At 22.9% G+C, this 14233-nt stretch carries 10 protein-coding genes and 2 tRNA genes; 9 read left to right on the top strand and 3 right to left on the bottom strand.

Translation table 11 applies throughout. The features are described 5' to 3' along the window. The first annotated feature begins 7 nt into the window (after positions 1–7). The 3 genes from GJT86_RS00980 to lysS all read left to right on the top strand — a co-directional run bounded on the left by GJT86_RS00980 (position 8) and on the right by lysS (position 2878). A tRNA-Ile gene (locus GJT86_RS00980) sits at positions 8–80 on the top strand. A 155-nt stretch (positions 81–235) separates the two neighbouring features. Beyond that, on the top strand, positions 236–1339 hold the full coding sequence (gene prfB / locus GJT86_RS00975; RefSeq protein WP_168920653.1) for a peptide chain release factor 2: 1104 nt from the start codon (positions 236–238) through the stop codon (positions 1337–1339). Positions 1340–1360: 21 nt separating this feature from the next. Next, positions 1361–2878, top strand: coding sequence for a lysine--tRNA ligase (lysS, locus tag GJT86_RS00970; protein ID WP_168920434.1), 1518 nt, complete (start codon positions 1361–1363; stop codon positions 2876–2878). Here the strand turns inward: lysS and tpiA are convergent. From tpiA to GJT86_RS00955, 3 genes are read right to left on the bottom strand one after another with little or no spacing between them, the layout of a single operon-like run. Further along, complete coding sequence (gene tpiA / locus GJT86_RS00965) at positions 2855–3640, bottom strand: triose-phosphate isomerase (protein ID WP_168920433.1); 786 nt, start codon at positions 3638–3640, stop codon at positions 2855–2857. The two genes, lysS and tpiA, sit on opposite strands and share 24 nt — an antisense overlap. 42 nt (positions 3641–3682) lie before the next feature. Further along, on the bottom strand, positions 3683–4438 hold the full coding sequence (locus tag GJT86_RS00960) for an FAD-binding oxidoreductase (protein ID WP_168920432.1): 756 nt from the start codon (positions 4436–4438) through the stop codon (positions 3683–3685). A gap of 45 nt (positions 4439–4483) precedes the next feature. Next, positions 4484–6061, bottom strand: a complete 1578-nt coding sequence (locus GJT86_RS00955; protein WP_168920431.1) for a hypothetical protein — start codon at positions 6059–6061, stop codon at positions 4484–4486. A 176-nt stretch (positions 6062–6237) separates the two neighbouring features. On the opposite strand from GJT86_RS00955, the gene GJT86_RS00950 reads away from it, so the two are divergent. The 6 genes from GJT86_RS00950 (at position 6238) to carA (ending at position 14232) form a co-directional block, all read left to right on the top strand. After that, positions 6238–6310, top strand: a tRNA-Trp gene (locus GJT86_RS00950). A 195-nt stretch (positions 6311–6505) separates the two neighbouring features. Then, positions 6506–8170 (top strand): acetolactate synthase 2 catalytic subunit, encoded by a 1665-nt coding sequence (gene ilvG, locus GJT86_RS00945; protein ID WP_168920430.1) that lies wholly within the window; start codon positions 6506–6508, stop codon positions 8168–8170. Next, positions 8171–8401: an acetolactate synthase 2 small subunit gene (ilvM, locus tag GJT86_RS00940; RefSeq protein WP_168920429.1), complete on the top strand. Its 231-nt coding sequence runs from the start codon at positions 8171–8173 to the stop codon at positions 8399–8401. A gap of 884 nt (positions 8402–9285) precedes the next feature. Then, entirely contained in the window at positions 9286–11142 is a 1857-nt protein-coding gene (gene ilvD / locus GJT86_RS00935) for a dihydroxy-acid dehydratase (RefSeq protein ID WP_168920428.1), read from the top strand. Between the two features lie 145 nt (positions 11143–11287). Further along, positions 11288–12760, top strand: coding sequence for a ketol-acid reductoisomerase (ilvC, locus tag GJT86_RS00930; protein ID WP_168920427.1), 1473 nt, complete (start codon positions 11288–11290; stop codon positions 12758–12760). Between the two features lie 329 nt (positions 12761–13089). Continuing rightward, a complete protein-coding gene (carA, locus tag GJT86_RS00925; protein WP_168920652.1) occupies positions 13090–14232 on the top strand; it encodes a glutamine-hydrolyzing carbamoyl-phosphate synthase small subunit in 1143 nt (380 codons plus the stop codon). Position 14233 lies beyond the last annotated feature (1 nt).

The raw sequence follows: 14233 nt of genomic DNA, 5'->3' as shown, positions 1-14233 counted from the left end.
AGTTATTAGCCCTTTAGCTCAGCGGTTAGAGCAAACGACTCATAATCGTTAGGTCGTTGGTTCAAATCCAACAAGGGCTATTATAAATTCTATTTGCAAGTATAAATGTTTTTCTATAAAATGTAATATTTTGTTTCTAGTATGTATGGTAATTTTACTTCATATCTCTTTTTTATATACAAATACATTTAATGTATGTGTGAATGATATTTTTGTATTAAATAAAGGAATGATAATGTGTGTAATATATTTAATACAAAAAAAATTGAAAGATATACAAAAAAGAAATAATTTTATTCGTAGTATTTTTAATTATTCTAAATATCAAAAACAAATATTAGATATTAATAATACTTTGGCGCATCCTGATAATTGGAATAATTTTACCCTAATATATAAATTAAAAAAAAAAAAATCTAAAATTAATAATATTTTATTTTTATTAAATAATATACAGAAAGAATTGATAGATATGAATGAATTAATAAAGTTAGCTATAGAAACTAATGATAATATTATGATTAAAGAATCTATTAAAATATTAAATAACCTTAAAAAACAAATAAACTATTTAGAATTTACAAAATTATTTAATAAAAAAAATGATGAAAAAGATTGTTTTATAGATATAAAAGCTGGATCTGGAGGAATAGAATCACAAGATTGGGCACAAATAATTATGAAAATGTATTTAAAATGGGCAGAAAATAAAAAATTTAAAACAATTATAACAGAAGAAACTACTGGTGAACTTGATGGTAGTATAAAATCTGTCACAATACATATTAAAGGTAATTATGCTTTTGGTTGGTTAAGAACTGAAAGCGGGATACATCGATTAGTTAGGAAAAGTCCATTTAGTTCTTCACATAGAAGACATACTTCTTTTGTTTCTACTTTTGTATATCCTGATATAGAACAACATATTAATGTTTCTATAAAGGTAGATGATTTACGAATTGATGTTTATAGAGCTTCAGGTTCTGGAGGACAACATGTAAATCGTACTGAATCGGCTGTACGTATAACACATCTTCCTACAGGTATAGTTACACAATGCCAAAATAATAGATCACAACATCAAAATAAACAACAAGCTATTAAACAAATAAAATTAAAATTATATAAATTACAATATTTTATACAAAAACAAACACAAAAAAAAATAGAAAAAAATAAATTAGATATTAGTTGGGGATATCAAATACGTTCTTATATACTAGATGATTCACGAATTAAAGATGTTAGAACAGGAATTATAATAAATAACATACCATCTGTATTAGAAAATGGTAATTTAGATCCGTTTATCAAAGCTAGTTTAAAATTAGGATTATAAAAATATATAAGGTTATTTTTTATGACGAATAAACATATTAAAAATAATATATCGAATAATAATATCATTAGACAATATAGAATAGAAAAATTACATAAAATAAAAAAAAAAAAAAATGCTTATCCAAATAATTTTAAAATAAATATAACATCGCAAATGTTATATAAACATTTTATTAAAAAAAAACAAGGTAAAGATACCACTATATATCATTTAGCAGGACGTATTATTAATTTACGTATTATGGGTAAAGCAACTTTTATACAAATAAAAGATGAATCAGACGTAATGCAAATTTATTTTACAAAAAATAGTTTATTGAATATTTCATATAAAGAATGTATCAAACAAATAGATTTAGGAGATATAATTGGCATTACAGGTACTGTATTTACTACTAAAACTGGTGTATTATCTATTTATTGTCAAAAATTTTATTTATTAACAAAGACATTAAGACAATTACCAAATAAATATCATGGATTAAATAATCAAGAAACAAAATATCGTAAACGTTATTTAGATTTAATAGTAAATAAAGATTCCCAAAAACTTTTTATTACAAGATCTAAAATTATTGCATATATACGTAATTACATGCATAAAATGAATTTTATCGAAGTTGAAACACCTATGATGCAAAATATTCCTGGTGGTGCTAATGCTAGACCATTTATTACACATCATAATACATATAACATAGACATGTACTTACGTATATCTCCAGAGTTATATTTAAAAAGACTAGTCATTGGAGGTTTTAATAAGGTTTTCGAAATTAATAAAAATTTTCGTAATGAAGGTATTTCAACACAACATAATCCTGAATTTACTATGATGGAATTATATATAGCATATGCTGATTATAAAGATCTAATAGTATTATTAGAAAAATTATTCAAAGATACATACTATAATATTTTTCATACTAAAAACATAAAATATGGTAAGTATATTTTTGACCTAAATAAACCTTTTAATATTTTAACTATGAAAGAAGCAATAATATTATATTGTCCTAATATAACATTAGAAATATTAAATAATATTTTAGAATTAAAAAAAATAATGCATTTATTTAAATTAAATATACCAGATTATTTTAGTTTAGGAGAAATAATATCTGTACTTTTTGAAGAAAAAGTTATTCATAAATTAGTTGCTCCAACATTTATTACAGAATATCCCGTAGCAATATCACCATTAGCACGGAGTAATGATATGAATCATGATATAACTGATAGATTTGAATTTTTTATGTGTGGTATGGAAATTGCAAACGGTTTTTCGGAATTAAATGATCCACAAGAACAACAACAAAGATTTGTCCAACAAAAAACACTATATGATCAAAATACTACTATAACAAATACGTGTACGATTATTGATCATGATTATATAGAAGCATTAGAATACGGTTTGCCACCAACTGCAGGTTTAGGTATAGGAATAGACAGATTAATTATGTTATTTACTAATTGTCCATCTATTCGAGATGTAATATTATTTCCTGCATTAAGACCTATGAATAAAAATTAGTTTTTGATCAATTTTTTCAATAATTTTTATAAAAAGATCGATATCTAATGATGCTTTACCAATTAATAAACCATCTATATTTTTGGTATGAATAAACTGGTCCAGATTATTAAAATTAACTGATCCGCCATATTGAAATAAAATACTATTAGCTATATCTATACTTATTTTTTTAATATATTGTTTTAAACATGTAATAGTTTTTTGTATTTCGCATATGTTAGGTACTATACCAGAACCAATAGCCCAAACAGGTTCGTAGGCAATAATAATATTTTTTAAAAAATTAATACTATATTTTTTAATAATAGTATTAATTTGATTAATACAAATATTAATTGTTTGGTTATTATTTTTTTCACACAGTGTTTCACCAATACATAATATGGGTATTAACCCTACAGATTTAACTAGAGATAATTTATGTGCAATAACTTCATTATTTTCGTTATGTAACAATCTTCGTTCAGAATGCCCTATAATAACATATTTAACACCAATATCTTTTAACATATATACTGATATTTCTCCAGTATAAGAGCCTATTGTATGTATATCAACATTTTGTGCACTTATATTAAATAATTTATCTGGTATATTATTATATATATAATGTAGATAAGTATAAGGTGCTGCAATAGATAATTCACTATATAGTAGTTTGTTATTTTGTATATAAAAAATTAATTGTTGCATACTATGTTTTATAAAATTTAAATTACCATGCAATTTCCAATTACCTATAATCAAAAATTTTTTCATATCTTATGCCACATATATTATATAAATTATTTGTAATACATATTACCAATATTGTTCTGTAGTAATATGACCTTGTAAATCAATGTAATTTTTTTTTAAATTATAATCATGTTGTAAAATACTTTTTGTTTCTTTTATCATATTAGGATTTCCACATAACATTATATGTGTAGAATCTTTATGAATTTTAATATTAATTTTATGTTCTAAAATTTTGTTTGAAATTAATTGTGGTATACGTCCATATAAAAAATTTTCATTATTTACATGATGTTGTTGTGTTAAAATAATTTGTACAATTAATTGTTTATGATATTTTTTATATAAAGACCTAACTAAATGGTAATAACTAAAATATTCCATATTTGGTATAGAATATACTAAAATAATTTTTTTAAATTTTTTAAAGCATTGACCATCTTGTAATATTGATAAGTATGGTCCTATTCCTGTCCCAGTAGAAATCATCCACAAGTTTTGACAAGGATTAATATTTTTTATAGTAAATGTTCCGAACGCTTGTTTAGCTATCATAATATTATCATCATATTTTAATGATTTTAAATATGATGTTAATTTACCGCAAATAATATTTTTAATATAAAATTCATGATTTTTATTTTCTGGAGCATTAATATAAGAATATGCTCTTTGTACTTGCATGTTATTAATTTTTAAAGATAATTTTGTAAATTGTCCTGGAAGAAACATATTAATATTGGCATGTATAATAATACTAAATAAATTTTTAGGCCAATATTTTATTTTTTTTATTTTTCCTGTTATCCAATCTGTCATATAGTATCCAAATATAAAATATTTTAAGAATTATTATATTATAAATTATGATATATAGCGAATATTAGTAAAAATCATAGATATATTATATTTGTTGGCAACACTAATAATCATTTTATCATGTATAGCACCACCAGGTTGTATAATGCATGTAATACCATATTTAGCCATATAATGTATACATTTTTCTGAAGTAATAAAAGCTTCAGAAGCTATACATGAATTTTTGGTATTAAATCCATTTATCTTTGCATTTTTAATAGCAATTTTAATAGCATGAAATAAATCAATCTTACTATTTCCAATACCTAAAGTAATATTATTTTTACTGCAAATAATACTATTAGTTTTAATTAATTTGATAATTTTCCAGCAAAAAAACATATCTTTCATTTCTTGTTGTGTAGGTTGTCTTAAACTAACAATATTAATGTTTTTTTGCTGGAAAATATAATCATTAGATTTATTAACAAAATAATCTTGATTAATATATTGTATATTAATCTTTTTACTATTCTTACTTAATTTATATATTAATACAATAATATTTTTTTTTGATAACATTTGTCGAGCTTTATATGTAATATCAGGAACTAAAATAATTTTAATATGTGTATGTTGGACTAGATGTGTCACTGTATCTATATTTAATGGTTGATTTAAACCAATTATCATGTCATTTTGTATCAAAACATTATTCGCACAATAAGCATTAATATAAGCTTGTACTAAAATTATATTTGATGCTACAGAACATAATTGTGTATTTTGGAAAATAATACATGTTGGTTGAATAAAAATATTAAAATAATCAAGTATTATTTTAATAGTAATGTAATCAATATATAACAGCTCTTTACCTTGTATTTGTTGTAAATTACTTTGTTTTAAATATTCTTCTATATTATTTAAAAATTGTTTTTGATGATAGTCGCTTGATTCATATTGTATATTATCTTTTTGTTGTGAAGAAAATTTATTAATATTATATTTTGAAACATCTGTGTTTACATTTTTATATAATAAGTAATCACGATGTGTGTTAAAAAATGTAGATAATTTTTTAATATATAAATAAACATAATCAAATGTTTTATTGGCTAATTGTATTTTTGTATTCACAGAAATAAAACAATTAGATTGTAATTCACTAATAATAAAATCATAATCAATAGGATCGATTATAGAAGTAACATATTTATAGTTTTTTGCAGCTGATAACAATAAATATGATGTAATATTATCTATATTATTAATTGAATTTTCAACATTTATGACTTGATCATTATCATAAATATAAAAATCATATATATTAATAACTACTAAGTCAATAAAATAAATATTATTTTGTTTAAATAAAGTGATATCTTGTATACTTCTATTACTAGAAATTCCATGATAAATCTTATTATTTGATAATAAATTTACATTAGATATAGAATTATTATCCTGTAAATAATTAACTAAATTAATAACCGGATATCCTTGAGATTTTAAAAATAAATACGTTTTTGGATTAGCAATAATATTGTACTTATATTGTATTAATATTTTAACTAAGGTTAAAAGATGAGATTTATTTACAACACTAATAAATGCATATTTATTTGTATTACTTATCATAGTTTAATGTTATTAAGAATAATTTAAATATATAGTATCCTTATGTTGAACTACCTTAAATATAAATGTCAATCAAAAGTTTTATTTTTCTAACAAACATATTGTATATTTTATATTGATAAAAAAAATACATATGTTATATAATATAGAAAAGGATTTTATCTATAAATAAATATAGGGGTGTAGTTCAATCGGTAGAGCATCGGTCTCCAAAACCGGTAGTTGGGGGTTCAAATCCCTCCACCCCTGTAACAATAATATACTTTTCATAAAAAATCTGATATTAATTCTATAAAAAATAAATTTTATTTAAAATTTTTTAAATATATATTAAATTATAATAAATAAATATTTAAAATATTCGTACATAGATGCTTAAAAATAATGTTATATAAAAAATATAATTTATTTGATAATTATATACATTGAGGTATTAAAACTAATATGAATGGAGCAGAATATATAGTACAAATATTATATCAACATAATATCAAAATAGTTTTTGGATATCCTGGTGGTGCTATTATGCCATTATATGATGCGTTATATCATTCTAATATAGAACATATATTATGCAGACATGAACAAGGTGCAGCAATAGCAGCAATTGGATATGCACGAGCAACTGGAAATATAGGAGTTTGTATAGCTACTTCAGGACCTGGTGCTACTAATTTACTTACTGGAATTGCAGATGCCATGATGGATTCTATTCCTATTATTGCTATTACAGGTCAAGTACCATTATCATTAATTGGTACAGACGCTTTTCAAGAAATAGATATTATAAGTATGTCCTTAGCATGTACAAAACACAGTTTTTTAATTACAGATCCAACAACATTATATTCTATAATAACTAAATCTTTTAACATTGCTTTATCTAATCGTCCTGGACCTGTTTTAATAGATATTCCAAAAGATATACAATTATTAAAAAATATAACTTCTATACAAAATAATCATAAAACTGTCACAATTAAAAATAAAAAAACATTTTATATTAATAATGACATACATAAAGTTAATAAAATATTATATCAAGCCAATATGCCTATACTATACATAGGTGGCGGTGTTAGCCTAAGTAATGCAGTAAACACAATCCGAAAATTTATTCAATATACACAAATACCTACTGTAGTAACATTGAAAGGTTTAGGTGTAGTCTTATATGATGACCCCTATTATTTAGGAATGTTAGGTATGCATGGTAATCAAGCAGCAAATATTGCAGTACAAAAATGCGATCTTCTTATAGCTATAGGTGCTAGATTTGATGATCGTGTTACTGGTAATATTAAAACCTTTGCTAATAAAGCTAAAATTATACATTTAGATATTGATGCTGCAGAATTTGATAAAATTTGTTTAGCACATATAAAATTATTAGGAGATATAAATGATTACATTCCCTTATTTGTAAAACCTAAAAATATTAAGTCTTGGTTAAATTATATTAGTATAATAAAAAAAAAATATTCTTGGAATTATGATAATAATTATAACGATACAAAAATTTATGCCCCATTTTTTTTAAATAAACTATCAAAATTAATGCCTAAGAATACTATTATTACTACTGATGTTGGTCAACATCAAATGTGGGCCGCACAACATATTAATATTAAACATCCAAGAAAATTTATTACTTCTAGTGGATTAGGTACTATGGGTTTTGGTTTACCTGCAGCTATTGGTGCGCAAATAGCTTTTCCTGAACATACAGTAATTTGTATTTCTGGAGATGGTTCTTTTATGATGAATATACAAGAATTAAATACTATTAAAAGAAAAAAGTTGCCTATTAAAATTATATTATTAGATAATCAAAGATTAGGTATGGTACGTCAATGGCAACAAATATTTTTTAATCAAAGATATAGTGAAACTATATTAAATGATAATCCTAATTTTTTACAATTAGCTAATGCTTTTGGCATATTGGGTACAAGTATTCAAAAAATGTCTGAAATATATTCAGGATTAAAAAAAATTTTTTCTATAGAAAATACTTATATATTACATGTAAAAATCAATGAAAATGATAATGTTTGGCCTTTAGTACCACCTGGACAAAGTAATGATAATATGATAGAGAATGATTAAATGAAAAAATATCAATTATATATAATAACTAATATTATTCCTGAAATTACTGAACGTATTATACGTATTATCCGTCATAGAGGATATTTATTATATTCTATAAATATGAATACAATAAAAAAAGATAATCATATTATTTTTTATATTATAGTTAAAAGTTATAAATCTATACATTTATTAGTACAACAAATTTATAAATTAATAGATGTAAAAAATATTAGGATTCAATAATTTAAATATAATTTTTATCTTTTAATATAGTGTAAGAAAATATTTTAATTTTTATAAAAACAACAAATTTCATTTAACTATACAATAGTATGATTCGATATCAATAATCTCAAGTTAATATTATATTACACATGGTTAATTATAGTGTTTTATTCTACATAATATATGACTATGTTATAATATTTTATAAAAAATTTATTATTTAATATCATAAAAATTATATTAAATATGTACATCATAATATAAAAATATATTATTTTTTACATAATTTTTTGTGATTAAACAAATTGATATTACATATAAGTTTATAAAAATATGTTTTTATTAAAAATTATATTATAAGTAATAGTATTAAAATACTAATTTAGTAATGATATACAACATAATAGTAATTATATAATGATGATAATTAAAAATATTAGAAATTGTTTTTATAATTGATGTATCTGTAAAAACATTTATTATTAATATAGTTTTCATAAAAAAATATATGAAATTATTTTAGATATTATTTTTGAAAATATTAACAAAAATATTTTTACGATTTAAAAACATATGATATTAGTTTTATATATTATTTTTTTAGTATTATAACTTATTATTATAGTATTTTAAAATTACAAATTTTTTTAATTTTTATTTATAAAAATTATTTTGTATTAGCATTATTAAATAAATGAAATATTCATCATAACTATAATAAAAATTTTTATACATAAAATTCATAATATAGTCATGAATAATTAGTAGAGGTAAAATATTACACATAAAAATAACATATAAAAAATTTATTTCTATATTTTAACAATAAACATTAAAATTTACTAAAATTAATTAAAATCGTATTAATATGTATTTTTTTTTACTTATAAAACGAGACTATCATGCCTATTTATCGTTCATCAATAACAACACAAGGACGTAATATGTCTGGAGCTCGAGCATTATGGAAAGCTACTGGCATGCATAATGAGGATTTTCATAAACCTATTATTGCAATAGTTAATTCATTTTCACAATTTGTACCCGGACATATACATTTAAAAGATATAGCAAAAATAATTTCTAAAGAAATTACCTTAAATGGTGCTGTTGCAAAAGAATTTAATACAATAGCCATTGATGATGGCATAGCTATGGGTCATAGTGGTATGTTGTATTCTTTACCATCAAGAGAACTTATTGCAGATTCTATAGAATATGTAATTAACGCACATTGTGTAGATGCTATGATTTGTATTACTAATTGTGATAAAATTACTCCTGGAATGTTAATGGCTTCTTTACGTTTAAATATACCTACAGTTTTTATTTCTGGAGGTCCTATGGAAGCAGGTAAAATATATATAAATTCTCAAGAACAAAGAATTGATTTAGTTGATGCTATGATATATGGAGGTAACACAAAATTTTCTACATCTAGCATAAAAAATATTGAAGATAATGCGTGTCCTACATGTGGTTCTTGTTCAGGAATGTTTACAGCAAATTCTATGAATTGTCTTACAGAAGCATTAGGTTTAGCATTACCAGGTAATGGTACATTATTAGCAACACATATAAACCGTAAAAATTTATGTATTTTAGCAGGGCGTACTATAGTTAATATTACACAACAATATTATCAAGAAGATAATATTAATGTTTTACCACGTAAAATTGCTAATAAATCTGCTTTTATTAATGCTATCACAATGGATATTGCTATGGGTGGTTCTACTAATACTATTTTACATATGTTAGCATTAGCACATGAAGCTAAAATATCTTTAAATTTATCAGAAATAGATATGTTATCTAGAAAAGTACCTTGGTTATGTATGTTATCACCAAGTACTAAAAAATATTATATGGAAGATTTTCATAGAGCTGGTGGTGTTATAAGTTTATTAAATGAACTATATAAAATAGATTTAATAGATGCTACCGTAAAAAATATTATGAATATAACTTTATATGAAACAATAATAAAATATGATATTACTATCACACAAAATAAAGATATTAAAAAATTTTTTTCTTCTGCACCAGGTAATATAAAAACTATAAAACCATTTTCACAAAGCAAATTTTTTCATAATTTAGATATAAATAGAAAAATTGGTTGTATTAGATCTTATAATTATGCATTTAGTAAAGATGGTGGTTTAGCAGTATTATATGGTAATATTGCAAAACATGGTTGTGTGGTAAAAACAGCTAGTGTTCATAATAAATTAATGGTTTTTACTGGCAAAGCTAAAGTATATGAGAGTCAAGAAGATGCGGTAAAAGCTATTTTAAATAAACATATTATTCCTGGTGATGTAGTAGTTATTAGATATGAAGGACCTAAAGGAGGACCAGGAATGCAGGAAATGTTATATCCTACTTCCTATTTAAAAACTATGAAATTAGATACAAGCTGTGCATTAATTACAGATGGTCGTTTTTCTGGTGGTTCATCAGGATTATCTATTGGACATATTTCTCCAGAAGCTGCAAATCATGGTTTAATCGCTTTAATAGAAAACAATGATATAATAGAAATTAATATACCACAACGTACTATTAATCTTAAAATATCTCATGATGTTATTACTCAAAGAATACACAAAGAAAAAAATAGAGGTATTAAAGCTTATACACCTACAAAACGTAAAAGACATATTTCTATTTCATTGCAAGCTTATGCTGCTTTTGTGACAAGTGCAGATAAAGGTGCTATTAGGGATCCTAATAAATTTAAGTACTGTAAATAATATTTATTTTAGATAATATTTTTATATAAAAATATTATTGATAAAAAAATTTTGATTTATATAATATTTAATAAACAAAACATATATTTAATATAATAAATATATTACTGTTTATCAGTACTACATATATAAGGTTACTATATCTATGAATAATTATTTTAATACTTTGAACTTTCGTGAAAAATTACATACATTACAAAAATCTCGTTTAATGAAAAATAAAGAATTTGATCAAGGAGTAAAATTTCTTAAAAACAAAAAAATTGTTATTATTGGTTGTGGTGCACAAGGATTAAATCAAGGATTAAATATGCGAGATTCTGGATTAGATATTTCATATGCTCTAACTAAAAATGCAATTATGTATAAAAATATTTCATGGAAAAGAGCAACAAAACATAATTTTTTTGTTGGAACTATACAAGAATTAATACCATCTGCAGATTTAATTATTAATTTAACGCCAGATAAACAACATAAAAAAGTTTTTAAGAATATTAAACCTTTATTAAAAAACAAAGTTACAATAGGATATTCCCATGGTTTTAATATTATTGAAGAAGGCGAACAATTCCCAAATAATATTAATATCATAATGGTAGCTCCAAAATGTCCGGGTACAGAAGTAAGAGAAGAATTTAAGCGTGGTTTTGGGGTTCCAGCATTAATTGCTATTCATCATAATTATGATCATAAAGCTTTAGAAATAGCAAAAGCTTGGGCTGTATCTATAGGAAGTCATAAAGCAGGTGTCTTAGAATCTTCATTTGCTGCAGAAGTTAAATCTGATTTAATGGGTGAACAAACAGTATTATGTGGTATGCTGCAAACAGCTTCTATGATTTTTTATGATAAACTTATTAGTATGCATGTTAAACCTATAAATGCTTCACAATTAATTCAATACGGCTGGGAATATATTACTGAAGCTTTAAAACAAGGTGGAATAAGTTTAATGATGGATCGCTTAGATAATATGAGTAAAATACATGCATATCAATTGTCTAAAAGATTAAAAAAAATATTACAACCGTTATTTAAAATACATATGGATGATATTATCTCTGGGAAATTTGCACAAAAAATGATAATAGATTGGGAAAATAATGACATAAATCTATTAACATGGAGAAAACAATATCAACAACATGGTTTTGAAAATATTGTGAATGGACAAAAAACATTAACAGAACAATATGTTTTTGAACATGGTGTGTTTATGGTTGCTATTATTAAAGCTAGCGTGGAACTATCATACGAAATTATGATTGAAACTGGCATATCTAATATTTCGGCATATTATGAATCACTACATGAATTACCATTAATAGCAAATACTATAAAACGAAAAAAATTATATGAAATGAATAAAACTATATCTGATACAGCTGAATATGGTAATTATTTATTTACTAATAGGGCAATACCATTATTGCAAAATTTTATAGATACTTTAACACAAGAAGATTTAGGTATTAAAAAATTAAATACAAATATTAATAATATAATTTTATTAAATATTCAGAATAAGATTCATGATCATCCTATTGAGAAAATAGGAATAATTTTACGTAAATATATGATTAATATGAAATCTTTACAGAAAATATTATGTTAATATTTTTTTTACTCTCTTAATTGTTAAGAGAGTATGTGAAAGTTTTGTATAATCAAGATATTGATACATATTTCATACTGAAATATTTTGTAAATAATAACAATATATCTGTGTAGCAAAGATGTATAGGTTAAATAATATTATTATGTTGTTTATTGTTTATTGAATATAGTACTTGTCAATAAACATATAATTGTATTTTTTAAAAAAAATACTTATTACAAATATTGTAATATAAAATATATTTTTAATAACAATACAATTTTTATTTAAAATAAAAACTTTGATCAACAGGAGGTTTTTTGTTTAAAAACACAGCGTGTCTTATTATGGAAGATGGTACCGAGTTTTTCGGTCAATCTATAGGTATCGATGGCATGGTAACAGGAGAATTTGTTTTTAATACATCTATAACTGGTTACCAAGAAATTATTACTGATCCTTCTTACTATAAGCAAATTGTTGTTTTAACATATCCACATATTGGTAATGTAGGTATTTCATTACATGATAATGAATCATCAAAAATATTTTTACAAGGATTAGTAATACAAAATATATCTATGATAACTAGTAATTATCGTAGTTATACTACATTAGATATTTTTTTAAAAAAACATAATATTATTACCATTACTAATATTGATACACGACAATTAACAAGATTATTACGTAATAAAAAAAATCATTATGGTTGTATTATTACTGGCAATAATAATTATAAAAAAGAAGATATATTAGATAATATTCATATTTTTAAAAAAAAATATATAAAAAAAAATTTAGTACAACATGTTACTACCAAAATAAATTATTCATGGATACATAGTAATATCGATCGTAATGTAATTGAATTACACAAAAAAAGATATAATTATTCTGTAATGCATGTTATTGCATATGATTTTGGTATTAAAAATAATATTTTAAATATGTTAGTAGATCGTGGTTGTTATGTTACTATTGTCACTGCTAATACTTCTTTTAATGAAATTATGGCGTTAAATCCTGATGGTATTTTTTTATCTAATGGTCCTGGTGATCCTAGACCCTGTACTAGTATTATTAATACTATAAAACAAATACTTACTACTAATATACCAATTTTTGGTATTTGTTTAGGACATCAATTATTAGCACTAGCTAATAATGCTAAAATCAAAAAAATGTTTGTAGGACATCATGGTAGTAATCATCCTGTAAAAAATTTATTAAATAATAAAATATTTATTACTACACAAAATCATGGTTTTACAATAGATAAAAAGAATATTCCCAAAAATCTATATATTACACATATCTCTCTCTTTGATAGAACTATCCAGGGCATACATCATCGGTATAAACCTGCTTTTGGTTTCCAAGGACATCCTGAGGGTAATCCAGGACCACATGATATTGCAATATTATTTGATTATTTTATACAATTAATACAACAATATTGTTCTATTAAAATAAAGGAGAGTATATAAA

This window comes from Enterobacteriaceae endosymbiont of Macroplea appendiculata (genome assembly GCF_012571605.1).
Taxonomy (GTDB): Bacteria; Pseudomonadota; Gammaproteobacteria; order Enterobacterales; family Enterobacteriaceae.
This window is presented reverse-complemented; position numbering and strand designations above follow the sequence as displayed.

Bases quoted from the DNA above. Each gene is read 5' to 3' on its own strand.
- prfB (WP_168920653.1), top strand. From the start codon at position 236: ATGTGTGTAATATATTTAATACAAAAAAAATTGAAAGATATACAAAAA.
- lysS (WP_168920434.1), top strand. From the start codon at position 1,361: ATGACGAATAAACATATTAAAAATAATATATCGAATAATAATATCATT.
- tpiA (WP_168920433.1), bottom strand. From the start codon at position 3,640: ATGAAAAAATTTTTGATTATAGGTAATTGGAAATTGCATGGTAATTTA.
- GJT86_RS00960 (WP_168920432.1), bottom strand. From the start codon at position 4,438: ATGACAGATTGGATAACAGGAAAAATAAAAAAAATAAAATATTGGCCT.
- GJT86_RS00955 (WP_168920431.1), bottom strand. From the start codon at position 6,061: ATGATAAGTAATACAAATAAATATGCATTTATTAGTGTTGTAAATAAA.
- ilvG (WP_168920430.1), top strand. From the start codon at position 6,506: ATGAATGGAGCAGAATATATAGTACAAATATTATATCAACATAATATC.
- ilvM (WP_168920429.1), top strand. From the start codon at position 8,171: ATGAAAAAATATCAATTATATATAATAACTAATATTATTCCTGAAATT.
- ilvD (WP_168920428.1), top strand. From the start codon at position 9,286: ATGCCTATTTATCGTTCATCAATAACAACACAAGGACGTAATATGTCT.
- ilvC (WP_168920427.1), top strand. From the start codon at position 11,288: ATGAATAATTATTTTAATACTTTGAACTTTCGTGAAAAATTACATACA.
- carA (WP_168920652.1), top strand. From the start codon at position 13,090: ATGGAAGATGGTACCGAGTTTTTCGGTCAATCTATAGGTATCGATGGC.